Consider the following 26,567-nt stretch of genomic DNA (forward strand, 5'->3'; position numbering starts at 1 on the left):
TGTGTCGGAGCGCGGGCCCTGCGTCTCCTCCAACCCCCCCCCCCCCCCGGCGGCCCGAGCGCTGCTCGCGCGGCCCCCACCCGGCCCCCCCCCGCGGGCGGAAGAGCTACCCCGCGTAGCGGTAGACCTTCGAGTCCCGGGCCTGGAAGCCGGCCCGTTCGTAGAGGCGGTTCGCGGCCTCGCGGGATGGCCGGGACGTCAGATCCAGGGTCCGGGCGCCGGCCTCGCGCGCCAGCCGCACGGCCTCGTCGGTCAGGGCCGCGCCGACGCCCTTGCCGCGCGTCTCCGCGTCGACGACCACGTCCTCGATCCGCGCCCGCAGGCCGGACGGGAGCGGGGACAGCACCAGGGTCAGCGTGCCGACGATCACCCCGTCGAGGCGGGCGACCAGCAGCGTGTTGGAGTCGCAGGCCACCAGGTGGGCCAGCGCCGCGTGGTCCAGCGGCTTGGCCGAACCGGACAGCTGCGGGAGCAGGCCGGCGAACGCGGCCACCAGCTCGTCGGTCGTCTCCCGGACGACCTCGACATCAAGACTCATGCGCCCACCTCGCTGCGCTCGGCGGGGGCATTCGCCCACACGCACCTCTCGACCATTCGCTCGCTCATGGCGCTGGACCCTAGCCGCGCCGCACGTCGGGTGCGCCGCTTTCCGGCGCACTGGTCGCGACGCGCGGGTGAACTGGCCGAATTCCGGTGCAGTAACGGCCAGTTGATCACCGCCCCACTCCGCCCCTCACAGCGCGCGGGCCGCCGCCCTGAACCGGTACGCGGTGGCGGACGGGTCCTGCGCCACGAACAGCACGGCGAGCAGGTGGTCGACGGCGGCGGCGTCCAGGATCCGCAGCAGCGTGGTGAGTTCGGCCTCCGGCGCGTCGGCGAGGAGCTCGTCCGCGCCGGCGAGGACGACGAGCACCCGGGGCGGCGGCCGGTCCGGCTCCCCGGCGGGGTGGAGGACGTCGCCCAGGCACTCCTCGAAGGCGTCCCAGTTGTGGCCGAAGTACGCGGGGAAGTCGAGGGCGCGCGCCCAAGCGGTGAGCAGGCCGGCCTTGGTGCGGCACGCGCCGCCGTCGATCGCGACCCGGCGGACGTCCCCGGCGGGGACGCGGGCCAGGCCCGCCCACGGGTGCCCGGGGAACAGGTCCCACCGGGCCCCGGCGAGCAGTCTCTCCGGTGGGCTGGGGTGCGTCACGACGGTAGCTCTACCGCCCCGCCCGCCGGCGCCGGACGCCGCCGCGCCGGGGGCTCACCCGGCCGGCCGACGGGTCCGGTGCGGCAGCGCCCCGGCATGCGGGGTTGCCCGGACGGACGTCCGGAAACGCCACCGCCCCGAGTGGGAAGTCGGCGGATCCGACTTTCCACGACGGGGCGGTACGCGGTACCGGGTCGGCCGGGCGGGAGCCCGGCCACGCACCGGTGATTACTCGACGATGCCGGACTTGGCGATGGTGACCTTGGCCGAGGTGCGGCCGCTCTGCGAGCCCTTGGACTCGATGAGCTTCACGATGTCCATGCCCTCGACGACCTCGCCGAAGACGACGTGCTTGCCGTCCAGCCAGTTGGTGGCGATGGTGGTGATGAAGAACTGCGAGCCGTTGGTGTTGCGGCCCGCGTTGGCCATCGAGAGCTGGCCGGCCTTGGTGTGCTTGATCTCGAAGTTCTCGTCCGCGAACTTCTCGCCGTAGATGCTGCGGCCGCCGGTGCCGTTGTGGTTGGTGAAGTCACCGCCCTGCAGCATGAAGTCGGGGATGACGCGGTGGAAGCCGGAGCCCTCGTAGCCGAAGCCGTTCTGGCCGGTGGCGAGCTCGCGGAAGTTGCGGGCGGTGACCGGGACGACGTCGTCGTACAGCTTGAAGACGATCCGGCCGGCGGGCTCGTCGTTGATCGTGATGTCGAAGAAAACGTTGGAAGCCATGCAGGGATCATGGCACGACCGACGCTCCGACGCGCGACACCCCCGACGGTCCGGCGCCACCTCGGTGTCGTCCCGTACCGCCCCGCCGCACCGGGCACGGACGTTACGATCGGGGCCGGCTTCGAGCGGGGCGGGCGTTCGATCGCGACGACGGGGTGGGCGGCATGCGGATCGGTGAACTGGCCCGGCGCACGGGCGTGAGCGAGCGCTCCCTGCGCTACTACGAGAAGCAGGGCCTGCTGGCCCCCGACCGCACCCTGGGCGGGCACCGGGACTTCCCGGACGGCGCGGTGGACCGGGTCATCCTCATCCAGGAGCTGTTCGCGGCCGGACTGCACAGCCGCAAGATCTACGAGATCCTCCCCTGCATGCGGGACGCCGACGGCGGCCCGAACGAGATCGCCACCCCGCTGCTGGTCGAGGAGCTCACCGCCGAGCGGGAGCGGATCGACCGGATGATCGCCGACCTGGTCCGCTCGCGCGAGGTCCTGGACGAGGTGATCCAGACCGCCTCCGGCCGCCCGGCGCTCGGCCCGGCCGAGCGCGGGGCGCGCTAGCGGGTCCCGTCCGGCGCCCGGTCGGGCCGGGGCTCCTTCAGTTTGCGCCAGACCGTCTCCAGCGCGGCGATGTCGGCGTCGTCGAGCCGGTCGTCGAAGACCGGCGCGAGCACCGCCCGCCGGGTCGCGTCGGCCTCGGCGAACGCGGCCCGGCCCTGCTCGGTCAGTTCGATCCGCACCGAGCGGGCGTCCGAGTCGGAGGCCGAGCGGGCCACCAGTCCGCGCCCGGCGAGGGCGTCGACCACCCGGGACACCTGGCTGCGGCTGAGCATCGTCTTCGCCCCGAGGTCGGAGGCGGCGACCGGCTCCCGCTGCCCGTTGAGCCACAGCATCACCTCGAACCAGGACAGCGGCAGCCCGTGGACCCGGGCGAGCTCCCGGTCCACCCGGGCGGCCAGCGTGGCGCCGGCCCAGACCAGCCCGTAGAAGGCGTGATCGCGCTCCGGCAGCGGGCCCAGGGTGAGGTCGGCACGGTTCATGCCGTTCATCGTACCGAGTTGCGTGCGCATGCACAGATTCCCGGCGCGGCACCGACGCGGTCGGTAGCATCACCGGCATCGGGCGCCCGCACACGGCGTACGACCGGGGAGGGACGAGGCGATGGACGACACGGCCGGCCGGATCGGGGTCTACCTGGCGCACCCGCGGCCGGGCAGCTTCAACCACGCGCTGCACGACGCCGTCGTGGCCGAACTGCGCGGGCGCGGCTGCGACGTGCGCGCCCACGACCTCTACGCGGAGGGGTTCCCGGCCCTGCTCACCGCCGAGGAGACCGGCACCGTCAACGCCGCCGACGCGCCCGCCGACCCGCAACTCGCGCTGCACCGCGCCGAAGTGGCCACCCTCGACGCCCTCGTCCTGATCCACCCCAACTGGTGGGGCATGCCGCCCGCCGTCCTCACCGGCTGGGTGCAGCGCGTGCTCGCGCCCGGCGTCGCGTACAAGCTCGGCACCGCCGACGGCGAACCCGCCGGGCTGCTCCGGGCCGGCCGGGCCCTGGTCCTCAACACCTCCGATACCCCGGAGGAGCGCGAGCGCACCGAGTTCGGCGATCCCCTCCAGCGGATCTGGGCCGCCTGCGTCCTCCCGTACGTCGGCGTCACCGACGTCCGCCGGACGGTCTTCCGCACCGTCACCGACGCCCCGGCCCCGACCCGCGCCGCCTGGCTCGACCAGGCCCGCGCCGAGGCGGCGGCCCTCCTGCGGTGACCGCGCGGGCGCGGTGACACGATGGGCGGATGCTCCTCGAAGACTCCTCGCACCGGCTCGATCTGCGGCCGCGCAGCTACCAGTTCGGGACGGCGCGCGGTGAGGGCTACGACGACAACTGGCTGGTGATCGCCGGCGCCGTGGCCGTGCCCGAGGGGGCGTGGCGGTTCGTCGAGGCGTGCCTGACCACCTGGGAGGCGCGGGAGATCTCGCGGTGGCTGCGGGCCGCCGCCGACCCGGCCCGCAGCCCGGGTGCGCTCGACTTCACCGAGCCGCTGCTGACCTTCGGCCTCGCCGAGGAGCAGCCCGCGGACGGGCGGCGGCTGGTGCGGGTCCGCTTCGCGCTGGAGGCCGCGCCGCCGTGGGTGGACCTCGACGCCGAGGACGCCGACAGCGACGAGGACGAGGACGACAGCGACGAGGACGGGGACGACGTGTGGCCCGGCCACACCGCCGAGTTCCTCCTCGCCCCCGCCGAGCTCCGCGCGGCCGCCGACGCCTGGGACGCCGAGCTCGCGCCCTTCCCCGAGCGCTGAGCCCCGGCCTCAGGCCGGGTCCAGCTCCAGCTCCGCCACCGCGTCGTCGCCGCTCGTCTCGCCGGTCGGCCGGAAGCCCAGCCGGGCGTAGAACTCGGCGGGACCGTCCGGCCCGGGGTGGTACGTGACGGTGACGCGGGTGCCGCCGCGGCGGCGGACCTCCGCGCACACCTGCTCCACCGCGAAACGCCCGTAGCCGCCGCCCTGCCGGTCGGCGTCGACGAGCAGGCGCCAGAGGCCCGAACGCGGCCGGTCCCCCGCCTTGTCGGGGTAGAACGTGATGTCGAAGAAGGCCATCACGAACCCGACCATCCGCTCGCCGTCGAAGATCAGCCGGGGCCACGCGGTGTCGCCGTGGACGTACGCCTCCGCGAGCGACTTCACCACCGATGCCACCAGCCCCTCCTGGTCCGGCCGCACCCGCAGGGCGAGGGCGGCGTCGAGGTTGGCCGGGGTGACGGGTGCGAGGCGCAGGTCGGAGGACATGGCCGTCAGCCTACGAAGCGGACGGCCCCGCGTCGCCCGGATTTCGGCCGGCCCCGGCGTCAGCGCGTGAACACCAGCGAGACGTTGTGCCCGCCGAAGCCGAACGCGTTGGTGAGCGCGACCGGCACGGCCCCGGTGCGCGGCGCGCCCGCGACGACGTCGAGCTTCACCGCCGGGTCGAGCCGCTCCAGGTTGGCGGTGGCCGGCACGACCCCCTCCCGGACGGCGAGGACGGCCGTGAGGGCCCCGAGCGCGCCGGCCGCCCCGAAGAGGTGCCCGGTGAGCGACTTGGTGGCGGTCACGGCCGGGTGCAGCCCGATCGCCTCGGTGACCGACTCCGCCTCGGCGAGGTCGCCGATCTGGGTGGAGGTCGCGTGGGCGTGGACGAGGGCGACGTCCTGCGGGGCGAGCCCCGCCTCGGCCACCGCGCGCCGCATGGCCCGGACCTGGCCCTCGGCCGCCGCCGCGGTGATGTGGTGGGCGTCGGAGGTGACGGCCGCGCCGGCCAGGGCGGCATGCGGGCGGGCGGCCCTGGCGGCGGCGAACTCGGCGCGCTCCAGGACGAGGACGACCGCGCCCTCGCCGATCACGAAGCCGTCCCGGTCGACGTCGAACGGCCGGGAGGCCCTGGTGGGCTCGTCGTTGCGGGTCGAGTGGGCCTTGGCCTGGGCGAAGCCGGCCATCGGGAGCGGGCAGATGCAGGCCTCGGCGCCGCCGGCGACGACGACGTCGGCGCGGCCGAGCCGGATCAGGTCGAGGCCGAGGGCGATCGCCTCGGCGCCGGAGGCGCAGGCACTGACCGGGGTGTGCGCGCCGGCCCGCGCGCCGAGCTCGATGCTGACCCACGCGGCCGGGCCGTTGGCCATCAGCATGGGCACGGTGTGCGGGGAGACCTTGCGGACGCCGGAGGCCTCCAGCACGTCGTCCTGCGCGAGCATGGTGACCGCGCCGCCGGTGCCGGTGCCGATGACGACGGCGAGGCGCTCCGGGTCGACCTCCGGGGAGCCCGCGTCGGCCCAGGCCTGCCGGGCGGCGATCAGCGCGATCTGCTCGCAGCGGTCCAGCCGCCGGGCCTGGACGCGGTCCATCACCTCGGACGGCTCGACCTTCAGCCGGCCGGCGATCCGGGCGGGCAGGTCCGCGGCCCAGGCGTCCTCGATGGCCGCGATCCCGGACTGCCCGGCCAGCATCGCGGCCCAGGTCGAGGGGACGTCCCCGCCGAGCGGCGTGGTCGCCCCGAGACCGGTGACGACCACGTGGCCGGCGCCGGCGGCACCGCTGTCGGCATTCATGAAATCTTTCCCCCTACGTTTATTGAGAGGTCACAAATCGAAACCGCCCCCCGTGCCGATGGGCCCGGAGAGCGGTCGAACCCTGTGCCACTCTGACAGGGGATTGAGGGATCTTCAGAGGCCGGAGAGCACCGATTCGGGTACGGCCCCTTTGTAGGTTTCCTTTAGTTTGCGAGGTCGGCGAAGTCCGTCCCGCGACCGACCGCCTCCCACGCCTCGGCCTCCTTGCGGGCACGGTCGAGCTGCCCCAGGACCCCGTCGACGGCGTCACTGCCGAGCGCGAGCCGCAGCGGCGTGTGCTCGGCGTCCAGGGCGGCGAGGATCGCCGCGGCGGCCTTGGCCGGATCCCCGGGCTGCTTGCCGTCGGAGTCCGGCAGGCCGGTGCGGACCGGGCCGACGACCGGGTCGTAGGCGGCGATCGGGGTGGCGTGCGCGAGGGCGCCGCCGCCGGCGAAGCCGGTCCGGAACGCACCCGGCTCGACGATCAGCACCTTCACCCCGAATCCGACGACCTCCTGCGCCAGCGCCTCGGACAGCCCCTCCAGCGCGAACTTGGTGGCCGAGTACGCCCCCACCCCGGGGAACGAGAACCGCCCGCCCATGCTGCTCATCTGCACGACCGCCCCCGAGCCCTGCGCCCGCAGGTGCGGCAGGACGGCCCGGGTGAGCGCGGCCGGCCCGAAGAAGTGCAGCTCCATCAGGTCCCGCAGCTCACGGTCGGTGTACTCCTCGACGGCGCCGATCAGGCCGCGCCCGGCGTTGTTCACCAGGACGTCGATCCGGCCGAACCGCTCCAGCGCCTCCGCGACGGCCGCCGGGATCCGCTCCCCGTCCGTCACGTCCAGCCGCACCGGCACGACCCGCCCCGGGTGCGCGGCGACCAGCCCGTCCAGCGCCTCGGGCCGCCGGGCCGCCGCCACCACGCTGTCCCCGGCGGCGATCGCGGCCTCGGCGATCGCCTGCCCGAAGCCGGAGTTCGCCCCGGTGATCAGCCAGACCCGCCCGGTCGCCCGCTTCTCGTTGCTCATTCCCCATGCCCTCCGTATGCCGTGCACCACAAGGAAGTTGACGATCATTTATACGTCAGGCCGGCGGCCGGGGCCCGACCCGACCCGGAAACGCCGGAGCCCCCGGCCGACGGTGATCGGCCGGGGGCTCCCGGAACTTCGAGGCCGCGTGCGTTACGGCAGGTTGCGGGCCATGACGATGCGCTGGACCTGGTTGGTGCCCTCGTAGATCTGCGTGATCTTCGCGTCGCGCATCATCCGCTCCACCGGGTAGTCCCGCGTGTACCCGTACCCGCCCAGCAGCTGCACCGCGTCCGTCGTGATCTCCATCGCCGCGTCCGACGCGAAGCACTTCGCCGCCGCACCGAAGAACGTCAGGTCCCCGTCCCCGCGCTGCGACTTCGCCGCCGCCGCGTACGTCAGCTGACGCGCCGCCTCCAGCTTCATCGCCATGTCCGCCAGCATGAACTGGACCCCCTGGAACTCCGCGATCGCCTTCCCGAACTGCCGGCGCTCCTGCACATAGCCCTTCGCGTAGTCCAGCGCCCCCTGCGCGATCCCGACCGCCTGCGCCGCGATCGTCACCCGCGTGTGGTCCAGCGTCCGCATCGCCGTCGCGAAACCCGTCCCCTCCGCACCGATCATCCGGTCCGCCGGAATCCGCACGTTGTCGAAGTACACCTCACGCGTCGGCGACCCCTTGATCCCCAGCTTCTTCTCCGGAGCACCGAACGACACACCCGCATCGCCCTTCTCCACCACGAACGCCGAGATCCCCTTCGACCGCTTGTCCGGGTCCGTCACCGCCATCACCGTGTAGAACTCCGACACACCCGCGTTCGTGATCCAGCGCTTCACCCCGTTCAGCACCCAGAAGTCACCGTCGCGCACCGCACGCGTCTTCATCCCCGCCGCGTCCGAACCCGCCTCCGGCTCCGACAGGCAGTACGAGAACATCCCCTCACCACGCGCCAGCGCCCCCAGGTACTTCGCCTTCAGCTCCTCCGAACCCGACAGCTGCACCGGCAGCGACCCCAGCTTGTTCACCGCCGGGATCAACGACGACGACGCGCACACCCGCGCGACCTCCTCGATCACGATCACCGTCGCCAGCGCGTCCGCCCCCGCACCCCCGTACTCCTCCGGCACGTGCACCGCGTGCAGGTCATTACCCTGCAACGCCTCCAGCGCCTCCTGCGGGAACCGGCCCTGCTCGTCCACCTCCGCCGCGAACGGAGCGATCTTCGCCTCGGCCAGCCCGCGCACCGCCTCACGGAGCATCCCGTGCTCCTCGGAGATACGGAAGAGATCGAAGTCAGCCGCGCCTGCGCTGCCCGCCATGATGCCGCCTCGCCACAGTGATCGAAGGATCCGGTTGGTTACCGTCGAGTAGAGATCCTAGGGCTCCGACCTGCGACTGCCTAGCGTTTCCGGCCCCCGGCGGGCCCCGGACGGGCGGCCTCCGGCGGAGTCCGGGGGACGGATAGCATCAGGGCACCCACTCATGGTCGAGTCCGCACAAAGGGGAACCCGTGACCCTCCGCATCTCCGTGATCGGCACCGGCTACCTCGGTGCCACCCACGCGGCCGCGATGGCCGAGTTCGGCTTCGAGGTGCTCGGTCTGGACATCGACCCCGAGAAGATCGCCACACTGACCGCCGGCCGCGTCCCGATGTACGAGCCGGGCCTGTCCGAGCTGCTGCTCAAGCACGTGGCCGGGCACGAGGGCTCCACCGGCCGGCTGCGCTTCACCACCTCCGTCGAGGAGGTCGCGGAGTTCGCCGACGTCCACTTCGTGTGCGTCAACACCCCGCAGCGCAAGGGCGAGTTCGCCGCCGACATGTCCTACGTGGACGCCGCGATCGACGGCCTCGCGCCGCACCTGTCGCGCCCGGCCCTGGTGGTCGGCAAGTCCACCGTGCCGGTCGGCTCGGCCGGCCGGCTGGCCGAGCGCCTCGCCGCCCTGGCGCCGGTCGGCGCCGACGCCGAACTCGCCTGGAACCCGGAGTTCCTGCGCGAGGGCTTCGCCGTCCAGGACACCCTGCGCCCGGACCGGATCGTGGTCGGCGCGCACAGCGAGCGCGCCGAGCGGCAGCTGCGCGAGGTGTACGCCGAGCCGATCGGGGCCGGAGTGCCGTTCGTGGTCACCGACTACGCGACCGCGGAGCTGGTGAAGACCGCCGCCAACTCCTTCCTGGCCACGAAGATCTCCTTCATCAACGCGATGGCCGAGGTGTGCGAGGCGGCCGGCGCCGACGTCACCCAGCTCTCCACCGCGCTCGCCTACGACGAGCGGATCGGCGGCAAGTTCCTCAACTCCGGCCTCGGCTTCGGCGGCGGCTGCCTGCCCAAGGACATCCGGGCGTTCATGGCCCGGGCCGGCGAGCTCGGCGCCGACCAGGCGCTGACCTTCCTGCGCGAGGTCGACTCGATCAACATGCGCCGCCGCTCCCGGATGGTGGAGCTGGCCCGCGAGCAGTGCGGCGGCGGTTTCCTGGGCCGCCGGGTGGCCGTGCTCGGCGCCGCCTTCAAGCCCAACTCGGACGACATCCGGGACTCCCCCGCGCTCAACGTCGCCGCCCAGATCCAGCTCCAGGGAGCCCAGGTCACCGTCTACGACCCGAAGGCCATGGACAACGCCCGCAAGATGTTCCCGGGCCTGACCTACGCCGACTCCCCGCTGGAGGCCGCCGAGGGCGCCCACGTGGTGCTGCACCTGACCGAGTGGCAGGAGTTCCGCACCCTCGACCCGGCCGTCCTGGGCGCCGTCGTCGCCGAGCGCCGCCTCCTCGACGGCCGCAACGTCCTCGACGCGGACGCCTGGCGCGCCGCCGGCTGGACGTACCGCGCCCTCGGCCGGCCCAGCTAGGGAATCCCGCACCCCGGCACGTCGTTGGGACCGTCATGACGAGCTACGGCGACGACGCGACGGTCCGCGACATCCTCACCGGCACGGGCGACACCTGGGCGGTGGTCGGCCTGTCGAACAACACCGCGCGCGCCGCGTACGGCGTGGCCGCCGTGCTCCAGCGCCACGGCAAGCGGATCGTGCCCGTGCACCCGAAGGCCGAGACGGTCCTCGGCGAGCCCGGCTACGCGTCGCTGGCGGAGGTGCCGTTCCCGGTCGACGTCGTCGACGTGTTCGTCCGGTCCGAGCTGGCCGGCGAGGTGGCCGACCAGGCGGTGGCCGTCGGGGCGAAGGCGGTCTGGTTCCAGCTCGGCGTCGTCGACGCGGCGGCGTACGAGCGGACGACGGCCGCCGGGGTCTCGATGGTCATGGACAGGTGCCCGGCCATCGAGTTCCCCCGGCTCGGCTAGCGTCGAGGCCGGACGGGTCCGGCGATCAGGCCGGGGCGGCGCCGTCCAGCTGCGCGATCGTCGCGATGGACGGCCCCCGGGTGGCGCGCAGCCCGGCCGCGGCGGACTCCGCGTCGCGCAGGACGCGGACGGCGTTGTGCCAGGTGAGCTTGGCCAGGTCGGCCTCCGACCAGTGGCGGCGCAGGAGTTCGGCGACGAGGTTCGGGTAGCCGGCGACCGAACCGAGGCCCTCGGGCAGGAACGCGGTGCCGTCGAAGTCGCCGCCGATGCCGATGTGGTCGATCCCGGCGACCTCGCGCATGTGGTCGAGGTGGTCGGCGACGGTGGACGCGGTGGTGACCGGCCGCGGGTGGGCGGCCTCGAACTCGCGCTGGCGGGCCATGCCCGCGGGGGTGGTGTCCAGCGGGTGGAGGCCGTGGGCGCGCATGTTCTCGTCGGCCCGCAGGGTCCACGCGGCGGCCTCGACGTGGATGAACTTCGGCACGAAGGTGGCCATCGCGACGCCGCCGTTGCCGGGCAGCTGCGCGAGGACGTCGTCCGGGACGTTGCGCGGGTGGTCGCAGACCGCGCGGGACGACGAGTGCGAGAAGACGACGGGCGCCTCGGTGACCCGCAGGGCGTCGCGCATGGTGTCGGCGGAGACGTGCGAGAGGTCGACCAGCATGCCGAGCCGGTTCATCTCCCGGACGACCTCCTCGCCGAAGCGGGTGAGCCCGCCGGCCACCGGCTTGTCGGTCGCCGAGTCGGCCCACGGCACGTTGTCGTTGTGGGTGAGGGTCAGGTAGCGGACGCCGAGCTCGTACAGGGCCCGCAGGGTGGCGAGCGAGCAGTCGATGGAGTGGCCGCCCTCGGCGCCCATCAGGGAGGCGATGCGGCCCTCGGCGCGGGCCGCCTCGATGTCGTCGGCGGTGCGGGCGAGCCGGAGCCGGTCGGGGTAGCGCGCGACGAGGGCGTGGACGAAGTCGACCTGCTCCAGCGTGGCGCTCACGGCGTGGTCGCCGGCCAGCCGGGTGGGCACGTAGACGGACCAGAACTGCGCGCCGACCCCGCCCTCCGCGAGGCGGGCGAGGTCGGTGTGCAGGCGGTCGCTCTGGTCGGCGGCGAGGTCGAGCGCGCCGAGGTCGTACCCGGCCTGCTCGCGCATCGCCCAGGGGAGGTCGTTGTGGCCGTCCACGACGGGGGCGGTGCGCAGGAGGGCCCGCGCACGGTCCAGCGGGGTGGGGAAGTCCAGCTCAGAGGTCATGCGACCTGTTCTACCCCACCCCGCCGCGCCGCCTACTTGGCGAAGCCGAAGGAGTCCGAACCGGCCACCTTGGCGCGGAGCTTCTTGCCCTTCTCGGTGGCCTGGGTGTTGAGCTCGGCCTGGAAGTCGGTCATCCGCTCGGTCAGTTCGGGGTCGAACGCGGCGAGCATGCGCACCGCGAGCAGGCCCGCGTTGCGCGCGCCGGCCACCGAGACGGTCGCGACCGGCACGCCGGCGGGCATCTGGACGATCGACAGCAGGCTGTCCATGCCGTCCAGGTAGCGCAGCGGCACCGGGACGCCGATGACCGGCAGCGGCGTGACGGAGGCGAGCATGCCCGGCAGGTGGGCGGCGCCGCCGGCACCGGCGATGATCGCCTTGAGCCCGCGCTTGTGCGCGTTCTCGCCGTAGGCGACCATCTCGCGCGGCATCCGGTGGGCGGAGACGACGTCGACCTCGTAGGGGATCTCGAACTCGTCGAGGGCCTGGGCGGCGGCCTCCATGACGGGCCAGTCGGAGTCCGAGCCCATGACGATGCCGACGACGGGGTTGGTGTCGCTCATTCGGTGATCGTTCCTCGCAGGTAGGCGGCCGCGTGGCGGGCGCGCTCGCGGACGTCGTCGAGGTCGTCCCCGAAGACGTTGACGTGGCCGACCTTGCGGCCGGGCTTCACGTCCTTCCCGTACATGTGGATGCGCAGGCCAGGGTCGCGGGCCATGCAGTGCAGGAAGGCGTGGTACATGTCCGGGTAGTCGCCGCCGAGGACGTTGACCATGACGGTCCACTTGGCGCGCGGCCGGGGGTCGCCGAGCGGGAGGTCGAGGACGGCCCGCAGGTGGTTCTCGAACTGGGAGGTGACCGCGCCGTCCTGGGTCCAGTGGCCGGAGTTGTGCGGGCGCATGGCCAGCTCGTTGACCAGGATCCGGCCGTCCCGGGTCTGGAACAGCTCGACGGCGAGGTGGCCGGTGATGCCGAGGTCGCCGGCGATGCGCAGGGCGAGCTGCTGGGCCTCGTCGGACAGGGCCGGGTCGAGGTCCGGCGCGGGGGCGGTGACCTCGGCGCAGACGCCGTTCTCCTGGACGCTCTCGACGACCGGGTAGGCGACGGCCTGGCCACTGGGCGAGCGGACGACGTTGGCGGCCAGCTCGCGGACGAAGTCGACCTTCTCCTCGGCCAGGACCGGCACGCCCGCCAGGAACGGCGCCTCGGCCTCCTGCTCGTCGTCGACGACCCACACGCCCTTGCCGTCGTAGCCGCCGCGGACGGTCTTCAGGACGACGGGGTAGCCCTCGCCCTCGGCCGCGAAGGCGGTCACGTCGGCCGGGTCGGCGACGATCCGGTGCCGGGGACAGGGCACCCCGATGGCGTCGAGCCTGGCCCGCATGACGCCCTTGTCCTGGGCGTTGACCAGCGCGTCCGGGCCGGGGCGGACGGCGATGCCGTCGGCCTCCAGCGCCCGCAGGTGCTCGGTCGGGACGTGCTCGTGGTCGAAGGTGATCACGTCGCAGCCGGCCGCGAAGCGGCGCAGGGTGTCGAGGTCGCGGTAGTCGCCGAGCACAACGTCGGAGACGACCTGCGCCGCGGAGTCCTGGGGGGTGTCGGCGAGGAGCTTGAACCTGACCCCGAGCGGGATACCCGCCTGGTGTGCCATGCGGGCCAACTGCCCGCCGCCGATCATGCCCACCACTGGAAAATTCACATTGCCCGGGGAAGTCACCCGGCCAGGATATCCGGGCCGATCGGGGGCGATGGAGCCGCTGGTGGCAAGGCCGGAGGGGCCCTCCGGGTGGACGCGCGTAGATGTCAACCGGGGGCGCGAGGGGCTGAGCCGTTCGGCGGAACCGGGTAGCCTGGACGGCCAGGTCCTGGTCTACGCAGTCCGATCATGTGCGTGCACGCAGGGCACAAGGGGCGGGCACCGTCCCGACGCACCGCCCTTTCGACCGCACGCACATGGAGGCAGCCCGGTATGGCCACGACCGCAGCTCCGAGTCCCACACTCGTGCAGAAGATGCGCGGACTCACGGGAGAAGCCGTGAAGTTCGGTATCGTCGGCCTGAGCGGCGTGGTGGTCAACTTCCTGGTGTTCTGGGTCTGCATCAACGGCCTGCACCTGGCCTCGCTGCGCTCGAACATCGCCGCGACGCTGATCGCGATCGCCACCAACTACCTCGGCTACCGCTACTGGCTGTACCGGGACCGCGACGCCGCCTCGCGCAAGCGCGAGATCACGCTGTTCCTGGTGTTCAGCGGCATCGGCATGCTGATCGAGACCGGCGTGCTCGGCACCTCGGTGTACCTGCTCGGCCTGGACTCGCACTTCGAGCAGCTCGGCGCCAAGCTGGTCGGCCTCGCGCTGGGCACCGTGTTCCGCTTCGTCTCGTACCGCACCTGGGTGTTCAAGGCCATGCCCGAGGCCGAGCCGCAGGCCCCGCACGCCACCGGCAGCGAGCTGGCCGCGCAGGCCGAGCTGATGCTGGCCGCCGAGGAGATCCGGTACGCCAAGGCGGAGTGATCCTCCGCACGTCCACGCCGTCGGGGCCCCGCGCCCCCCCCCCCCCGGGCCCCCCCCCGGGGCGGGCCGGGGGGGGGCCCCCCCCCCCCCCCCCGGGCGGGGGCCCCCCCCCCCCCCCCCGCGGGCCCCCGACGCGCGTCCTGCGCTTGCCGGTCCCACCCGCCCCAGAGGACAGTGGTTACCGAGGGCGAGCACGGCCGGCGCGGACGATCGAGGCCGAGGGGGTTCCAGGAGGCTCGCCATGGCGTTCGTCCAGATCATCGACTGCAAGACCGACAGGCTCGACGACCTCAACCGGCTGATGGACAGCTGGGCCGAGTCCACCAAGGGGAAGCGGACCGCCTCCCACGCGGTGGTCGCGACCGACCGCTCGGACACCAAGCACGTGGTGGAGATCGTGGAGTTCCCCTCCTACGAGGAGGCCATGCGCAACTCCCACCTCCCCGAGACGGACCGGATCTTCCGCGAGATGGTGGCGCTCTGCGACGCGCCGCCCACCTTCACCGACCTCGACGTGGTCCGTGACTCCCAGTTCAACAAGACCCTCGCGAACCGGGTCCTGGACGGGCTGGCCGCGGGCGACCTCGACGTCATCGACGAGTGCATGGCCGCCGACTACCGCGACCACGACTACGGCAGCGAGGGCGACCTCCAGGGCGTCCCGGCGTTCCGCGAGCGCTGTGCCGGCTACCTGGACGCCTTCGACTTCCGCTTCGAGATCGAGAGCCAGATCGCCGAGGGCGACGAGGTGGCGACCCGGTGGACCTGGCACGCCACCCAGAAGGCCGCCTTCCGGGACGTGCCCAACACCGGGAAGTCGGTGACCGGACGCGGCACGACGACCTTCCGCTGCAAGGAGGGCAGGATCGCCGAGGGCTGGTGGCAGTGGGACGTGATGGGCCTGATGCGCCAGCTCGGCGTCATGCCGGGAGCCTGAGGCGCCCGGGGCCGCCCGGTCCCCTCGGTCCTCTCAGTCCTCTCAGTCCTCGTGACTGCGGCCGAGGAAGATCGCGAACACCGGCGGCCGCAACGACAGCAGTTCGAGCCGGCCGCCGTCCGCCTCCGCGAGGTCACGGGCGACGGCCAGGCCGATCCCGGTGGAGTTGCGGCCGCTGACCGCGCGCTCGAAGACCCGGTTGCCCAGCTCCGGCGGCACCCCGGCGCCCTGGTCCTGCACCTCGACCACGACCGAGGTGCCGGAGGGGCGGACCCGCAGGGTGATCGTCCCGGCGCCGTGCATCAGCGAGTTCTCGATCAGGGTGGCGAGCACCTGGGCGACCGTGCCCGGGGTGCCGACGGCGATGACGCCGTGCAGGCCCTCCAGGGAGAGCACCCGGCCCTTCTCGCGCAGGGTCGGGCCCCACTCCTCGACCTGCTGCTTGATCACCTCGTCGAGCTCGAAGGCGACGGCGGTGGGGCTGCGCGGGTCGCGCTGGGTGGTGAGCAGCCGCTGGACGACGTCGGTGAGCCGCTCGACCTGCTGGAGGGCGATGGTCGCCTCCTCCTTGACGGTCTCCGGGTCCTCGGCGAGGGCGGTGATCTCCTCCAGCCGCATGGACAGCGCGGTGAGCGGGGTGCGCAGCTGGTGCGAGGCGTCGGCGGCGAGCCGGCGCTCGGCGGTGAGCATGCGGGCGATCCGCTCGGCGCTGACGTCCAGCACTTCGGCGACCCGGTCGAGCTCCGGCACGCCGTAGCGGCGGTCGCGCGGGCGGGGGTCGCCGGAGCCGAGGCGCTCGGCGGTCTCGGCGAGGTCGGTGAGCGGCCGGGCGAGCCGCTTGGCCTGCCAGACGGCGAGCGCGACGGCGGCCTGGACGGCGAGCAGGGCGACGACGCCGAGCAGCAGCAGCATGTTGGCGATCTCGTGGTCGACGTCCTCGCGGGACTGCTCGACGGTGACGCTCTCGCCGTTGACGCCGTACTCGGTGGCCTTCAGCAGGTGGCCCCCGGGCGGGCGCACGCCGACCGAGACCACCGCCTGGCCGGGCAGCTGCACCTCGACGTAGCTGCCCTCGGCGACCTGGCTGTCGAAGGAGCGCTCGTTGACCAGCTCGTGGTTCGCGAGGCGGTTCTCCACCAGCCCGAGCACCCGGACGGCGGCGGCGTCCGTCCGCTCCTGGGCCGAGTTGACGATGGTCCGCTTCTCCACCAGGGCGAGCGGCACGCAGAACACCACGACCACCACCAGGACGACGCCCAGCAGCGAGTTGATCATCCGGCGTTTCACGCTGCCGCTCCCCGAGGTGTTGCGCTTCATCGGCCGCGCTCCGGCCATGCTCTCCGTACGGGGGCTAATTCTTCTCGAACCGGAAGCCCACTCCGCGCACGGTGGCGATGTAGCGCGGGTTGGCGGCGTCATCGCCGAGCTTCTTGCGCAGCCAGGAGATGTGCATGTCCAGGGTCTTGGTGGAGGTCCACCAGGTGGTGTCCCAGACCTGGCGCATGATCTCCTCGCGGGTCACGACCCGGCCGGCGTCCCGGACGAGGACGCGCAGCAGCTCGAACTCCTTGGCGGAGAGCGTCAGCTCCTCCTCGCCGAGCCAGGCGCGGTGCGACTCGATGTCGATCTTCACGCCGTGCGCGCCGGTGGTGAGCTGGTCGACGTTGCCGCGCCGGAGCAGGGCCCGGACGCGGGCGAGCAGTTCGGCCAGCCGGAACGGCTTGGTGACGTAGTCGTCGGCGCCGGCGTCGAGGCCGACGACGGTGTCCACCTCGTCCGCGCGGGCGGTGAGCACCAGGACGGGGCAGCTCTTGCCGTCGGCGCGCAGCCGGCGGCAGACCTCAAGGCCGTCCATCTCGGGCAGGCCGAGGTCGAGGACGACGAGGTCGACCTCCTCGGTGAGGCCGGCGGCGAGCGCGGTGGGGCCGTCCTCGCGGACGAGCACCTCGTAGCCCTCGCGGCGCAGGGCCCGGGCCAGCGGTTCGGAGATCGCCGGATCGTCCTCGGCGAGCAGCACACAGGTCATGTGGTGATGGTAGTCCGCCGCACCCTGCCCGATGGACCTGTGAAGTAGTTCACAGAGCGTGATCGTTATATAAGGGCCCACGTCCGCTCAACGGACGCTTCCCGACCGCCTGTTCGGCGAAGATTCCGCCCTTGGATCTTGAAACCGAAGGAAGACATCCCCGTCTACCATGGATCGATCGGGAAGATCGGCTGCGGACTTTGCCATTGCCATACCTGATTCGAGCGTTTTGTCATCTGATACCGCCAAATATCGCCACGTACAGTGGTTCCGTCCACGTCCGCCGCCACCCCCCTAGGCGGACGCTGTCAGGCAAGGAACCACTACACATGGCGTCTACGCTCCAGGACGCCGGCGTCACGTCGGCCTCCCCCAGCGGCAAGACCTTCCTCGGCCACCCCCGAGGTCTCGCGACTCTCTTCATGAGCGAGATGTGGGAACGCTTCAGCTACTACGGCATGCGTGCCCTGCTGGTCCTCTACATGACCGCCTCCATTTCGGAGGGCGGCCTCGGCATGAAGACGGCGGTCGCCGCCGCCGTGTACAGCGTGTACACGGCGATGGTCTACCTGCTGGCCCTCCCGGGCGGCTGGATCGCCGACCGATTCCTCGGCGCTCGCAAGACCGTCGCGGTCGGCGGCACGATCATCATGATCGGCCACTTCCTGCTGGCCGTGCCGTTCAGCGGCGCGTTCTTCGCCGGTCTGGCCTTCATCGCGATCGGCTCCGGTCTGCTCAAGGCCAACATCTCGACGATGGTCGGCCACCTCTACGACGGCCCGAACGACCCGCGTCGCGACGGTGGCTTCACCGTCTTCTACATGGGCATCAACCTCGGCGCCTTCGCGGCCCCGCTGGTCATCGGCACCATCGGCCAGAGCGTCAGCTGGCACCTGGGCTTCGCGCTGGCCGGCGTCGGCATGGCGCTCGGCCTCGGCCAGTTCCTGCTGGGCACCCGCCACCTGAGCCCGAAGAGCGACATCGTCACCTCGCCGATCACCCCGGCCGAGAAGGCGTCGATCTTCAAGAAGGCCGGCGCCTGGCTGGCCGCCGCCGTGGTCATCTACGGCGCCCTGGTGGCGAGCGGCTCGTTCACCATCGACTGGGTGCTCTGGCCGCTGTCGGTCGCCGGCATCCTGATCCCGGTGCTCGTCTTCGCCAAGGTGAAGCGCGACAAGGACCTCGACGCCACCGAGCAGTCCCGGATGAGCGGCTACATCTGGTTCTTCGTCGCCGCCGCCGTGTTCTGGATGATCTACGACCAGTCCGGTTCGACGCTGAGCATCTTCGCGGACAAGCACACCGCGTCCACGCTGCTCGGCTTCAACTTCCCGTCGACGTGGTTCCAGTCGCTCAACCCGCTGTACATCATGGCGCTGGCGCCGGTCTTCGCCTGGATCTGGGTCGCCCTGGCCCGCCGGTCGAAGAACCCCAGCACCACCATGAAGTTCGCCATCGGTCTGCTGATGATCGGCGCGTCCTTCATCGTCATGATGCTGGCGATGGCCGCCGCCCACGGCGACACCAAGGTCACCCCGCTGTGGCTGGCCATGGTCTACCTGGTCCAGACCGTCGGTGAGCTCACGCTCTCCCCCGTCGGCCTGTCCGTCACCACCAAGCTGGCGCCGACCAAGTACGCCAGCCAGATGATGGGCGTCTGGTTCCTCGCCGTCACCGCCGGCGACTGCGTCGCCGCGATCTTCCAGCTCGTGCTGGGCGACGGCGTGGTCGGCAGCACCTGGTACTTCGCGGTCCAGGGCGTGATGGCGATCATCGCCGGCATCGCCCTCGCGATGTACCGCAAGAAGGTCAACGCGCTCATGGGCGACGTGCACTGACACGCGCCCGATCCGGCCCCCTGCGCGAGCGCGTAAACCACTCGACCGAGTGGTGCGGGATCTGCCTATGGTGCCCGTCATGCCGACAGACGCGCTCCCCCGCCAACTCGCCCGCACCCGGCGCTTCGCGCTGGGCACCCCCACCCACCCCGTGATCACCGCCGACGGCGCCACCGTGCTGTTCGTCCGCAGCCGCGGCGGCGCCGACCCCGTCAACCGCCTCTGGGCGCTCGACACCGCCACCGGCGAGGAGCGGCTGGTCGCCGACCCGGCCGCGCTCGGCGACGACGACGGCGACCTCCCCGAGGCCGAGCGGATCCGGCGCGAGCGGGCCCGGATCGCCGCCTCCGGCATCACCGCCTTCTCCACCGACGCCACCGGCCGGCTCGCCGCCTTCGCGCTCGGCGGCCACCTGTGGCTCGCCGACACCGCCACGGGCACCGTCCGCGCCGTCCCCACCGCCACCGCGGTGTACGACCCGCGCCTCGACCCGACCGGCCGCCGGATCGCCTACGCCGGCGGCGGCTCCCTGCGGGTGGTGTCCGCCGACGGCACCGGCGACCGCGCGCTCGCCGAGCCCGAGGCCGCGGACGTGACGTACGGCATCGCCGAGCACGTCGCCACCGAGGAGATGTACCGCTCCCGCGGCCACTGGTGGTCCCCCGACGGCACCGCGCTGCTCGTCACCCGGGTCGACGAGCGCGAGGTCGCCCGGCTGCACCTCGCCGACCCGGCCGACCCGGCCCGGCCCCCGCGCGCCGTCCGCTACCCGCTCGCCGGCACCGCCAACGCCGACGTGTCGCTGTGGCTGCTCGGCCTCGACGGCTCACAGATCGGAGTCCACTGGGACCGGGCCGCGTTCGAGTACGTCACGGCCGCCGGCTGGGACGCCCACGGCCCGTACGCCTGCGTCCAGAGCCGCGACCAGCGCACCGTCCGCACGCTCGCGATCGAGCCCGGCGGCGCCGTCCGGGTGCTCGACGAGCAGCGCGACGACCACTGGGTCGAACTCGTCCCCGGGCTGCCCCTGCGCACCGCCTCCGGCGCCCTCGTCCACACCGCCGCCCACGGCGACACCCAGCACCTCACGGTGGACGGCGAGCCCGTCACCCCGCCCGGGCTCCAGCTGTGGGAGGTGCTCGGGACGGAGGGCGAGCGGGTCCTGTTCACCGCCGTCGACGAGCCCACCGAGACCCACCTCTGGAGCTACGAACCGGGCGCCGGCGTCCGCCGGCTCAGCGAGGGCCCGGGCCAGCACACCGGCGTCCGCCGGGGCGGCACGCTGGTCGTCACCACCCGCCGCGAGGGCCACCCCGCCGGACGCACCACCGTCCTGCGCGAGGGGCGCGCGGCCGTGGAGCTCACCTCGCGCGCCGAGCCGCCCGTGCTCACCGCCGCACCCGAACTGCTGCGCCTCGGCCCGCGCGAGATGCGCGCCGCGCTCTACCTGCCCACCGGGTACCGCCCCGAGGACGGCCCGCTGCCCGTCCTCGTCGACCCGTACGGCGGGCCGGCCACCCGGAAGGTCGGCACCGGCGGCGTGTGGTGGGACCTCGTCTCGCGCTGGTTCGCCGAACAGGGCTTCGCGGTGCTCGCCGTCGACGGCCGCGGGACACCCGGCCGCGGGCCCCGCTGGAGCAAGGAAATCTACGGCGACAAGGCCGGACCGGCCCTCACCGACCAGGTCGACGGCCTGCACGAGGCCGCCCGGCTGCGCCCCGGTGTGTTCGACCTCGACCGGGTCGCCATCCGCGGCTGGTCCTACGGCGGCTTCCTGGCCGCGCTCGCCGTCCTGCGCCGCCCGGACGTCTTCCACGCGGCGTCGGCCGGCGCCGCCCCCACCGACCAGCGGCTCTCCACCACCCACTGGCAGGAGCGCTTCCTCGGCCACCCGGACGAGCACCCCGGGCACTACGACTCGGCGTCGCTGATCGCCGACGCCCCGAAGCTGCGCCGCCCGCTGCTGCTGATCCAGGGCCTCGCGGACGACAACGTCCTCCCCGTCCACACCCTGCGCCTGTCCAGCGCGCTGCTCGCCGCGGGCCGCCCCCACGAGGTGCTCCCGCTGAGCAACACGACGCACTCCCCCACCGACGAGACCGTGGCGGCGAACCTGCTGCAGCACGAACTCGACTTCCTGAGGCGCTCGTTGGGCCTCAAGTGAAAACGGAGGCCCCCGCGCCCGCCACCCCGGGGACGTGGGGGCCTCCAGCTCTCGCAGGCTCAGACCTCGCGGACCCCCGACCGCCAGACCGCGGCCGTCAGCGGCACCCCCGGCCGGTAGGCCAGGTGCACGTGCGACGGCGCGTCCAGCAGCAGCAGGTCCGCCCGCGCCCCGGCCTCGACCACGCCGACGTCGCCGCGGCGCAGCGCGTGCGCCCCCCCGGCCGTCGCCGCCCAGACCGCCTCGTCCGGTGTCATCCCCATCTCCCGCACCGCGACCGCGATACAGAACGCCATCGAACTCGTGAAGCTGGAGCCCGGGTTGCAGTCCGTGGACAGCGCCACGACCGCGCCCGCGTCGAGCAGCCGCCGCGCGTCCGGGTACTGCGCCCGGGTCGAGAACTCCGCCCCGGGCAGCAGCGTCGCCACCGTCCCCGAGCCGGCCAGCGCGGCCACGTCCTCGTCCGTCAGGTGGGTGCAGTGGTCGGCCGAGGCCGCCCCCAGCTCGACCGCGAGCTGCACGCCGGGACCGTACGTCAGCTGGTTGGCGTGCACCCGGGGCGTCAGCCCGCGCTCGATGCCGGCGGTGAGGACCGCCCGCGCCTGGTCCCCGTCGAACGCGCCCTTCTCGCAGAACACGTCCACCCACCGGGCGTGCGGGGCGCAGGCGTCCAGCATCTCCCCGGTGACGAGGTCGACGTATGCCGCGGGGTCGTCCGCGTACTCGGGCGCGACGACGTGCGCGCCCAGGTACGTGGTCTCCGGGGTGTACCGGGCGGCGATCCGCAGCGCCCGCGCCTCGTCGGCCACCGTCAGCCCGTACCCGGACTTGCACTCGATGGTCGTGGTGCCCTGGCGCAGCGCCTCCCGGACGAACCGGGCCAGGTTGGCGTCGAGTTCGGCGTCGGTCGCGGCCCTGGTGGCCGCCACCGTGGTCCGGATCCCGCCGGCGGTGTAGGACTGGCCGGACATCCGGGCGTTGAACTCGGCGGTGCGGTCGCCCGCGAACACCAGGTGGGCGTGCGAGTCGACGAAGCCGGGCAGCAGGGCCCGCCCCTCCGCGTCGAAGCGCACGTCGGCGGCGGGCGCGTCGGCGGCCGGGCCGACCCAGGCGACGGTGTCGCCGTCCAGCACCACGGCCGCGTCGGTCAGCAGGCCGAGCGGTCCGGCGCCCTGGCCGGGGTCGTTGGTGACCAGACTGCCGATGCCGGTGATCAGGGTGGTCGGGTTGCTCAAGACGACGCCTTCCGAACGGAGTTGTAGGAACGGATCAGCAGCTCAGCGCGCCGATCGAGGCCCGCAGCGCGCCCGGGACGTCCGGGACGAGCCGGTGCACGCCGTCCGCGACGACGTGCCGGCCGCCGACCACCACGTGCCGGACGTCCGCCGCCGAGGCCGCGAAGACTGCGGTCTCGGCGCCCAGTGCGGGCGGCGGCCCGGCGGTGCGCACCGAGTCGAGGGCGAGCACGGTGAAGTCGGCGAGCGCCCCGGCCTCGATCCGGCCGGCCTCCGGCCAGCCGAGCGAGGCGTGCCCGTCCTCCGTCCCGGCCCGCAGGAGCGCGTTGGCCGTCCAGTGCCCGCGGGTCCGCGTCCGCAGCCGTTCGTCGAGCTCCAGGGCGCGCGCCTCCTCGAACGGGTCGATGACGGCGTGGCTGTCGCTGCCGAGGGTGACCGGGCACCCGGCCGAGGCGAGCCGGCGGGCCGGGCCGATGCCGTCCGCGAGGTCCCGCTCGGTGGTGGGGCACATGCAGATCGTGGTGGAGCTGTCGGCGAGGAGGCGGACGTCCTCGTCGGTGAGGTGGGTCGCGTGGACGGCCGAGGTGCGCGGCCCGAGCGCGCCGTGGTCGGCGAGCAGCCGGGTCGGGGTGACGCCGTGCGCGGCGAGGCAGGCGTCGTTCTCGGCGGTCTGCTCGGACAGGTGGACGTGCAGCGGGGCTCCGCGCAGCTCGGACCACCGCGCGACGGTGCCCAGCTGCCCGGCGGGCACGGCCCGCACCGAGTGGATGGCGGCGCCGATCCGGGCGTGCTCGCGCGGCTTGAGCGCGTCCGCCCGGACCGCCCACGCCTCGGCGTCGCCGTCGCTGAACCGCTGCTGCGGCCCGGTCGGCTCGGCGCCGAAGCCCGAGGACAGGTAGCAGGTGTCGAGCAGGGTGATCCGGATGCCGGCCCGGGCGGCGGCCTCGATCAGCGCCTCGCCCATCGCGTTGGGGTCGTCGTAGCGGGCGCCGCCGGGGGCGTGGTGCAGGTAGTGGAACTCGCCGACGGCGGTGATCCCGGCGAGCGCCATCTCGGCGTAGACCGCGGTGGCGAGCTCCAGGTAGCGGTCCGGGTCGAGCGCCCCGGCGAACCTGTACATGGTGTCGCGCCAGGTCCAGAACGTCCCGGAGCCGACCTGGACGTGGCCGCGCAGCGCCCGGTGGAAGGCGTGCGAGTGGGCGTTGGCCTGGCCGGGCACGAGGAGCCCAACGAGGCGGACGGCGCCGGCCGGGCACGGGCCGCTGTCCGGCGTCACGGCGGTGATCCGGCCGCCGGGGCCGGTGGCGATCAGGACGTCCCGCTCGACCACCAGGCCGTTGGCGTGCGGCAGCCAGGCGTACTGCGCCCAGTAGGCCACCGGTTCGGTCACTGACACGCCAGGTCCTCCAGTACGTCGGCCAGGGCGGTGACCCCGGCGAGGCAGTCGGGTGTCTCGGCGTGCTCGGCCGGGGAGTGCGAGACACCGGTCGGATTGCGCACGAACAGCATGGCGGTCGGGATCGCGGACGCCAGGATCCCGGCGTCGTGTCCCGCGCCGGTGGGCAGCACCGGGGCGTTCAGCAGCTTGCCGAGGCGGTCGCGCAGCGGACCGTCGAACTCCACCACCGGCGTGTAGGACTCCCTGGTGAGCTCGACCCGGACGCCGTCGCGCCCACCGCGCTCGGCGGCGGCCCGCTCGATCTCGGCGACCAGCGCGGTGAGGGTGCGCTCGTCGGCCGCCCGGGAGTCGAGCCAGCCGCGGACCAGGGAGGCGATCGCGTTGGTGCCGTTGGGCTCGACCGCGACCTTGCCGAAGGTGGCGAGGGCGCCCGCCTCCCGCGCCTTCTTCCGGGCGGAGAGCACGGTGTTGGCGTAGGTGAGCATCGGGTCGCGGCGGTCCTCGATGCGGGTGGTGCCGGCGTGGTTGGCCTCGCCGTGGAAGTCGAAGCGCCAGCGGCCGTGCGGCCAGATCGCCCCGGCCACGCCGACCGGCTGGTCCTCGGCGAGGTAGCGGCCCTGCTCGACGTGGAGCTCGACGAAGGCGCCGATCCGGGCGAGCCGGCCGTCGTCCGCGCCGATCGCGGTGGGGTCGTAGCCGGCCCGCTCCATCGCGTCGGGCAGCCGGACGCCGTCGGCGTCGCGCAGCGCGTACGCGGCGTCGCGGTCCAGCAGGCCGGCCGTCAGCCGGGAGCCGATGCAGGCGACGCCGAACCGGGCGCCCTCCTCGTCACCGAAGTTGACGATCGCCAGCGGACGCGTGAACTCGGCTCCCCGGGACCGGAGTTCGTCCAGGGCGGCGAACGAGGAGACGACGCCGAGCGGGCCGTCGAAGGCCCCGCCGTCGGGGACGGAGTCCAGGTGCGAGCCGGTGACGACGGCGCCGTCCCCGGCCGGGTCGCCCAGCCAGGCCCACTGGTTGCCGTTGCGGTCCAGCTCGTACGTCAGGCCGCGGTCGCGGGCCTGCTGCTCGAACCAGGCCCGGCACTCGGCGTCGGCGGAGTTCCACGCGAAGCGGCGGTAGCCGCCGGAGGCGGCGGAGCGGCCCACGGGGAGCAGCTCCGCCCACATCGCTTCGAACGAACTCGTCACAGCTCACCCATGGGAACGCGGACGCCACGCTCGGCGGCGACCTCGTCGGCGCGGTCGTACCCGGCGTCCACGTGCCGGATGACGCCCATGCCCGGGTCGTTGGTGAGCACCCGGCGGATCTTCTCCCCGGCCAGCGGGGTGCCGTCGGCGACGGTGACCTGGCCGGCGTGGATCGAGCGGCCGATGCCGACGCCGCCGCCGTGGTGGATGGACACCCAGGACGCGCCTGAGGCGACGTTGACCATGGCGTTGAGCAGCGGCCAGTCGGCGATCGCGTCCGAGCCGTCGAGCATCGCCTCGGTCTCGCGGTACGGCGAGGCGACCGAACCGCAGTCCAGGTGGTCACGGCCGATGACGATCGGCGCGGACAGCTCGCCGGAGGCGACCATGTCGTTGAAACGCTCGCCGGCCTTGTCGCGCTCGCCGTAGCCGAGCCAGCAGATGCGCGCCGGGAGGCCCTGGAAGTGCACCTTCTCCTGGGCCATCTTGATCCAGCGGGCCAGCGACTCGTTCTCCGGGAAGAGGTCGAGGACGGCCTTGTCGGTCTTGTGGATGTCCTGCGGGTCGCCGGACAGCGCCGCCCAGCGGAACGGGCCCTTGCCCTCGCAGAACAGCGGGCGGATGTACGCGGGGACGAAGCCGGGGAAGGCGAACGCCCGGTCGTAGCCGGCCAGCTGGGCCTCGCCGCGGATCGAGTTGCCGTAGTCGAAGACCTCGGCGCCGCGGTCCTGGAAGCCGACCATGGCCTCGACGTGCCGGGCCATCGACTCGCGGGCCCGCTGGGTGAACTCGGCGGGCTTCTCGGCCGCGTAGGTGGCCATGTCGTCGAAGGCGACGCCGACCGGCAGGTAGCTCAGCGGGTCGTGGGCGCTGGTCTGGTCGGTGACGATGTCGATCGGCGCGTCCATCGCGAGCAGCTGCGGGACGAGCTCGGCGGCGTTGCCCAGCACGCCGATGGACAGCGGCTGCCTCTTGTCGCGGGCGGCGGTGGCGAGCTCCAGCGCGTGGGCGAGGTCCTTGGCCTCGACGTCCAGGTAGCGGTGCTCGATGCGGCGGGAGATGCGGGACGGGTCGCAGTCGATGCAGATCGCGACGCCGCCGTTCATGGTGACGGCCAGCGGCTGGGCGCCGCCCATCCCGCCGAGGCCGGCGGTGAGGGTGATGGTGCCCTCCAGCGTGCCGTCGTACCGCTTGTTGGCGACGGCCGCGAAGGTCTCGTAGGTGCCCTGGAGGATGCCCTGGGTGCCGATGTAGATCCACGAGCCGGCGGTCATCTGGCCGTACATGGTGAGCCCGAGGCTCTCCAGGCGGCGGAACTCCTCCCAGTTGGCCCAGTCGCCGACCAGGTTGGAGTTGGCGATCAGCACGCGCGGCGCCCACTCGTGGGTCTGCATGACGCCGACCGGGCGGCCGGACTGGACCAGCATGGTCTCGTCCTGCTTCAGGCCCTGGAGGGTCTTCACCATGGCGTCGAAGGAGCGCCAGTCGCGCGCGGCCTTGCCGGTGCCGCCGTAGACCACCAGCTTCGACGGGTGCTCGGCGACCTCCGGGTCGAGGTTGTTCATGAGCATCCGCAGGGCGGCCTCCTGCTGCCAGCCCTGCGTCGTGAGCCCCGTGCCACGCGCCGCGCGTACCTCGCGCGGCCCGCTCGTCTGCTGCTGCACCATGTCCCGGCCTCCTGCGGATGGATTCATTCAGGCTT

The 26,567-nt window shown here is 73.2% G+C and carries 26 protein-coding genes; 9 read left to right on the forward strand and 17 right to left on the reverse strand.

The genetic code is table 11. The annotated features are described in order from the left end of the window. Window positions 1-106 precede the first annotated feature (106 nt). The 3 genes from ACFV4G_RS19885 to ACFV4G_RS19895 form a co-directional block, all read right to left on the reverse strand. Window positions 107-538: a GNAT family N-acetyltransferase gene (locus ACFV4G_RS19885; protein WP_380442059.1), complete on the reverse strand. Its 432-nt coding sequence runs from the start codon at window positions 536-538 to the stop codon at window positions 107-109. Window positions 539-733: 195 nt separating this feature from the next. Beyond that, window positions 734-1,189, reverse strand: a complete 456-nt coding sequence (locus tag ACFV4G_RS19890) for a barstar family protein (protein ID WP_380442061.1) — start codon at window positions 1,187-1,189, stop codon at window positions 734-736. Window positions 1,190-1,417: 228 nt separating this feature from the next. Continuing rightward, window positions 1,418-1,912, reverse strand: a complete 495-nt coding sequence (locus ACFV4G_RS19895) for a peptidylprolyl isomerase (RefSeq protein ID WP_380442063.1) — start codon at window positions 1,910-1,912, stop codon at window positions 1,418-1,420. 164 nt (window positions 1,913-2,076) lie between these two features. Here ACFV4G_RS19895 and ACFV4G_RS19900 point away from each other — a divergent pair, with 164 nt between their 5' ends. After that, window positions 2,077-2,469: a MerR family transcriptional regulator gene (locus tag ACFV4G_RS19900; protein WP_380442064.1), complete on the forward strand. Its 393-nt coding sequence runs from the start codon at window positions 2,077-2,079 to the stop codon at window positions 2,467-2,469. Here ACFV4G_RS19900 and ACFV4G_RS19905 read toward each other — a convergent pair. Next, window positions 2,466-2,948 (reverse strand): MarR family winged helix-turn-helix transcriptional regulator, encoded by a 483-nt coding sequence (locus tag ACFV4G_RS19905; protein ID WP_380442066.1) that lies wholly within the window; start codon window positions 2,946-2,948, stop codon window positions 2,466-2,468. The two genes, ACFV4G_RS19900 and ACFV4G_RS19905, sit on opposite strands and share 4 nt — an antisense overlap. 121 nt (window positions 2,949-3,069) lie before the next feature. Here ACFV4G_RS19905 and ACFV4G_RS19910 point away from each other — a divergent pair, with 121 nt between their 5' ends. Both ACFV4G_RS19910 and ACFV4G_RS19915 read left to right on the forward strand, forming a co-directional pair. After that, on the forward strand, window positions 3,070-3,678 hold the full coding sequence (locus ACFV4G_RS19910; protein WP_380442068.1) for an NAD(P)H-dependent oxidoreductase: 609 nt from the start codon (window positions 3,070-3,072) through the stop codon (window positions 3,676-3,678). Between the two features lie 29 nt (window positions 3,679-3,707). After that, complete coding sequence (locus ACFV4G_RS19915; protein WP_380442069.1) at window positions 3,708-4,214, forward strand: hypothetical protein; 507 nt, start codon at window positions 3,708-3,710, stop codon at window positions 4,212-4,214. A 9-nt stretch (window positions 4,215-4,223) separates the two neighbouring features. Here ACFV4G_RS19915 and ACFV4G_RS19920 read toward each other — a convergent pair whose 3' ends face one another. The 4 genes from ACFV4G_RS19920 to ACFV4G_RS19935 all read right to left on the reverse strand — a co-directional run bounded on the left by ACFV4G_RS19920 (window position 4,224) and on the right by ACFV4G_RS19935 (window position 8,340). Beyond that, window positions 4,224-4,700 carry a GNAT family N-acetyltransferase gene (locus ACFV4G_RS19920; protein ID WP_380442071.1) on the reverse strand — a complete coding sequence of 159 codons (477 nt, stop codon included), beginning with the start codon at window positions 4,698-4,700 and terminating at the stop codon, window positions 4,224-4,226. A 59-nt stretch (window positions 4,701-4,759) separates the two neighbouring features. Further along, complete coding sequence (locus tag ACFV4G_RS19925) at window positions 4,760-5,992, reverse strand: beta-ketoacyl-[acyl-carrier-protein] synthase family protein (protein WP_380442073.1); 1,233 nt, start codon at window positions 5,990-5,992, stop codon at window positions 4,760-4,762. A gap of 164 nt (window positions 5,993-6,156) precedes the next feature. After that, window positions 6,157-7,020 carry an oxidoreductase gene (locus tag ACFV4G_RS19930; protein WP_380442075.1) on the reverse strand — a complete coding sequence of 288 codons (864 nt, stop codon included), beginning with the start codon at window positions 7,018-7,020 and terminating at the stop codon, window positions 6,157-6,159. Window positions 7,021-7,173: 153 nt separating this feature from the next. Next, window positions 7,174-8,340, reverse strand: coding sequence for an acyl-CoA dehydrogenase family protein (locus ACFV4G_RS19935; RefSeq protein ID WP_380442077.1), 1,167 nt, complete (start codon window positions 8,338-8,340; stop codon window positions 7,174-7,176). Between the two features lie 191 nt (window positions 8,341-8,531). Between ACFV4G_RS19935 and ACFV4G_RS19940 the strand changes: the two genes are divergently transcribed. Both ACFV4G_RS19940 and ACFV4G_RS19945 read left to right on the forward strand, forming a co-directional pair. Beyond that, complete coding sequence (locus ACFV4G_RS19940) at window positions 8,532-9,869, forward strand: UDP-glucose dehydrogenase family protein (RefSeq protein ID WP_380442079.1); 1,338 nt, start codon at window positions 8,532-8,534, stop codon at window positions 9,867-9,869. 35 nt (window positions 9,870-9,904) lie between these two features. Beyond that, window positions 9,905-10,318 (forward strand): CoA-binding protein, encoded by a 414-nt coding sequence (locus tag ACFV4G_RS19945; RefSeq protein ID WP_380442081.1) that lies wholly within the window; start codon window positions 9,905-9,907, stop codon window positions 10,316-10,318. Window positions 10,319-10,343: 25 nt separating this feature from the next. On the opposite strand, the gene ACFV4G_RS19950 is transcribed toward ACFV4G_RS19945, so the two are convergent. Genes ACFV4G_RS19950 through ACFV4G_RS19960 form a run of 3 tightly spaced genes read right to left on the reverse strand, consistent with a single transcriptional unit; the run spans window position 10,344 to window position 13,260 of the window. Then, window positions 10,344-11,561: a dipeptidase gene (locus tag ACFV4G_RS19950; RefSeq protein ID WP_380442083.1), complete on the reverse strand. Its 1,218-nt coding sequence runs from the start codon at window positions 11,559-11,561 to the stop codon at window positions 10,344-10,346. A gap of 32 nt (window positions 11,562-11,593) precedes the next feature. Further along, window positions 11,594-12,124 carry a 5-(carboxyamino)imidazole ribonucleotide mutase gene (purE, locus tag ACFV4G_RS19955; RefSeq protein WP_380442085.1) on the reverse strand — a complete coding sequence of 177 codons (531 nt, stop codon included), beginning with the start codon at window positions 12,122-12,124 and terminating at the stop codon, window positions 11,594-11,596. After that, window positions 12,121-13,260, reverse strand: coding sequence for a 5-(carboxyamino)imidazole ribonucleotide synthase (locus ACFV4G_RS19960; protein ID WP_380442087.1), 1,140 nt, complete (start codon window positions 13,258-13,260; stop codon window positions 12,121-12,123). The genes purE and ACFV4G_RS19960 overlap by 4 nt, the downstream gene beginning before the upstream one ends. Before the next feature lie 336 nt (window positions 13,261-13,596). On the opposite strand from ACFV4G_RS19960, the gene ACFV4G_RS19965 reads away from it, so the two are divergent. Next, a complete protein-coding gene (locus ACFV4G_RS19965) occupies window positions 13,597-14,076 on the forward strand; it encodes a GtrA family protein (protein ID WP_359974800.1) in 480 nt (159 codons plus the stop codon). 241 nt (window positions 14,077-14,317) lie between these two features. After that, window positions 14,318-15,013 carry an ester cyclase gene (locus ACFV4G_RS19970; RefSeq protein ID WP_380442089.1) on the forward strand — a complete coding sequence of 232 codons (696 nt, stop codon included), beginning with the start codon at window positions 14,318-14,320 and terminating at the stop codon, window positions 15,011-15,013. A gap of 42 nt (window positions 15,014-15,055) precedes the next feature. On the opposite strand, the gene ACFV4G_RS19975 is transcribed toward ACFV4G_RS19970, so the two are convergent. Further along, window positions 15,056-16,300 (reverse strand): ATP-binding protein, encoded by a 1,245-nt coding sequence (locus ACFV4G_RS19975; RefSeq protein ID WP_380442121.1) that lies wholly within the window; start codon window positions 16,298-16,300, stop codon window positions 15,056-15,058. 64 nt (window positions 16,301-16,364) lie between these two features. Continuing rightward, complete coding sequence (locus ACFV4G_RS19980) at window positions 16,365-17,039, reverse strand: response regulator transcription factor (protein WP_030290974.1); 675 nt, start codon at window positions 17,037-17,039, stop codon at window positions 16,365-16,367. Between the two features lie 329 nt (window positions 17,040-17,368). Here ACFV4G_RS19980 and ACFV4G_RS19985 point away from each other — a divergent pair, with 329 nt between their 5' ends. Further along, window positions 17,369-18,877, forward strand: coding sequence for a peptide MFS transporter (locus ACFV4G_RS19985; RefSeq protein WP_380442091.1), 1,509 nt, complete (start codon window positions 17,369-17,371; stop codon window positions 18,875-18,877). 79 nt (window positions 18,878-18,956) lie between these two features. Continuing rightward, window positions 18,957-21,041 (forward strand): prolyl oligopeptidase family serine peptidase, encoded by a 2,085-nt coding sequence (locus tag ACFV4G_RS19990; RefSeq protein WP_380442093.1) that lies wholly within the window; start codon window positions 18,957-18,959, stop codon window positions 21,039-21,041. A gap of 59 nt (window positions 21,042-21,100) precedes the next feature. On the opposite strand, the gene hutI is transcribed toward ACFV4G_RS19990, so the two are convergent. Genes hutI through hutU form a run of 4 tightly spaced genes read right to left on the reverse strand, consistent with a single transcriptional unit; the run spans window position 21,101 to window position 26,532 of the window. Continuing rightward, window positions 21,101-22,276 (reverse strand): imidazolonepropionase, encoded by a 1,176-nt coding sequence (hutI, locus tag ACFV4G_RS19995; protein WP_380442095.1) that lies wholly within the window; start codon window positions 22,274-22,276, stop codon window positions 21,101-21,103. A 34-nt stretch (window positions 22,277-22,310) separates the two neighbouring features. After that, window positions 22,311-23,672 carry a formimidoylglutamate deiminase gene (locus tag ACFV4G_RS20000; RefSeq protein WP_380442097.1) on the reverse strand — a complete coding sequence of 454 codons (1,362 nt, stop codon included), beginning with the start codon at window positions 23,670-23,672 and terminating at the stop codon, window positions 22,311-22,313. After that, window positions 23,663-24,844, reverse strand: coding sequence for an allantoate amidohydrolase (locus tag ACFV4G_RS20005; RefSeq protein WP_380442123.1), 1,182 nt, complete (start codon window positions 24,842-24,844; stop codon window positions 23,663-23,665). The genes ACFV4G_RS20000 and ACFV4G_RS20005 overlap by 10 nt, the downstream gene beginning before the upstream one ends. Window positions 24,845-24,861: 17 nt before the next feature. Then, window positions 24,862-26,532: a urocanate hydratase gene (gene hutU / locus ACFV4G_RS20010; protein ID WP_380442099.1), complete on the reverse strand. Its 1,671-nt coding sequence runs from the start codon at window positions 26,530-26,532 to the stop codon at window positions 24,862-24,864. Between the last annotated feature and the right edge of the window lie 35 nt (window positions 26,533-26,567).

Source organism: Kitasatospora sp. NPDC059747 (assembly GCF_042732955.1).
Taxonomy (GTDB): Bacteria; Actinomycetota; Actinomycetes; order Streptomycetales; family Streptomycetaceae; genus Kitasatospora.

What these genes read in the sequence shown, in the direction of transcription:
- ACFV4G_RS19885 (WP_380442059.1), bottom strand. Translation starts at nt 538, where the DNA reads ATGAGTCTTGATGTCGAGGTCGTCCGGGAGACGACCGACGAGCTGGTG.
- ACFV4G_RS19895 (WP_380442063.1), bottom strand. Translation starts at nt 1,912, where the DNA reads ATGGCTTCCAACGTTTTCTTCGACATCACGATCAACGACGAGCCCGCC.
- ACFV4G_RS19900 (WP_380442064.1), top strand. Translation starts at nt 2,077, where the DNA reads ATGCGGATCGGTGAACTGGCCCGGCGCACGGGCGTGAGCGAGCGCTCC.
- ACFV4G_RS19905 (WP_380442066.1), bottom strand. Translation starts at nt 2,948, where the DNA reads ATGAACCGTGCCGACCTCACCCTGGGCCCGCTGCCGGAGCGCGATCAC.
- ACFV4G_RS19910 (WP_380442068.1), top strand. Translation starts at nt 3,070, where the DNA reads ATGGACGACACGGCCGGCCGGATCGGGGTCTACCTGGCGCACCCGCGG.
- ACFV4G_RS19915 (WP_380442069.1), top strand. Translation starts at nt 3,708, where the DNA reads ATGCTCCTCGAAGACTCCTCGCACCGGCTCGATCTGCGGCCGCGCAGC.
- ACFV4G_RS19920 (WP_380442071.1), bottom strand. Translation starts at nt 4,700, where the DNA reads ATGTCCTCCGACCTGCGCCTCGCACCCGTCACCCCGGCCAACCTCGAC.
- ACFV4G_RS19925 (WP_380442073.1), bottom strand. Translation starts at nt 5,992, where the DNA reads ATGAATGCCGACAGCGGTGCCGCCGGCGCCGGCCACGTGGTCGTCACC.
- ACFV4G_RS19930 (WP_380442075.1), bottom strand. Translation starts at nt 7,020, where the DNA reads ATGAGCAACGAGAAGCGGGCGACCGGGCGGGTCTGGCTGATCACCGGG.
- ACFV4G_RS19935 (WP_380442077.1), bottom strand. Translation starts at nt 8,340, where the DNA reads ATGGCGGGCAGCGCAGGCGCGGCTGACTTCGATCTCTTCCGTATCTCC.
- ACFV4G_RS19945 (WP_380442081.1), top strand. Translation starts at nt 9,905, where the DNA reads ATGACGAGCTACGGCGACGACGCGACGGTCCGCGACATCCTCACCGGC.
- ACFV4G_RS19950 (WP_380442083.1), bottom strand. Translation starts at nt 11,561, where the DNA reads ATGACCTCTGAGCTGGACTTCCCCACCCCGCTGGACCGTGCGCGGGCC.
- purE (WP_380442085.1), bottom strand. Translation starts at nt 12,124, where the DNA reads ATGAGCGACACCAACCCCGTCGTCGGCATCGTCATGGGCTCGGACTCC.
- ACFV4G_RS19970 (WP_380442089.1), top strand. Translation starts at nt 14,318, where the DNA reads ATGGCGTTCGTCCAGATCATCGACTGCAAGACCGACAGGCTCGACGAC.
- ACFV4G_RS19980 (WP_030290974.1), bottom strand. Translation starts at nt 17,039, where the DNA reads ATGACCTGTGTGCTGCTCGCCGAGGACGATCCGGCGATCTCCGAACCG.
- ACFV4G_RS19985 (WP_380442091.1), top strand. Translation starts at nt 17,369, where the DNA reads ATGGCGTCTACGCTCCAGGACGCCGGCGTCACGTCGGCCTCCCCCAGC.
- ACFV4G_RS19990 (WP_380442093.1), top strand. Translation starts at nt 18,957, where the DNA reads ATGCCGACAGACGCGCTCCCCCGCCAACTCGCCCGCACCCGGCGCTTC.
- ACFV4G_RS20005 (WP_380442123.1), bottom strand. Translation starts at nt 24,844, where the DNA reads ATGTGGGCGGAGCTGCTCCCCGTGGGCCGCTCCGCCGCCTCCGGCGGC.
- hutU (WP_380442099.1), bottom strand. Translation starts at nt 26,532, where the DNA reads ATGGTGCAGCAGCAGACGAGCGGGCCGCGCGAGGTACGCGCGGCGCGT.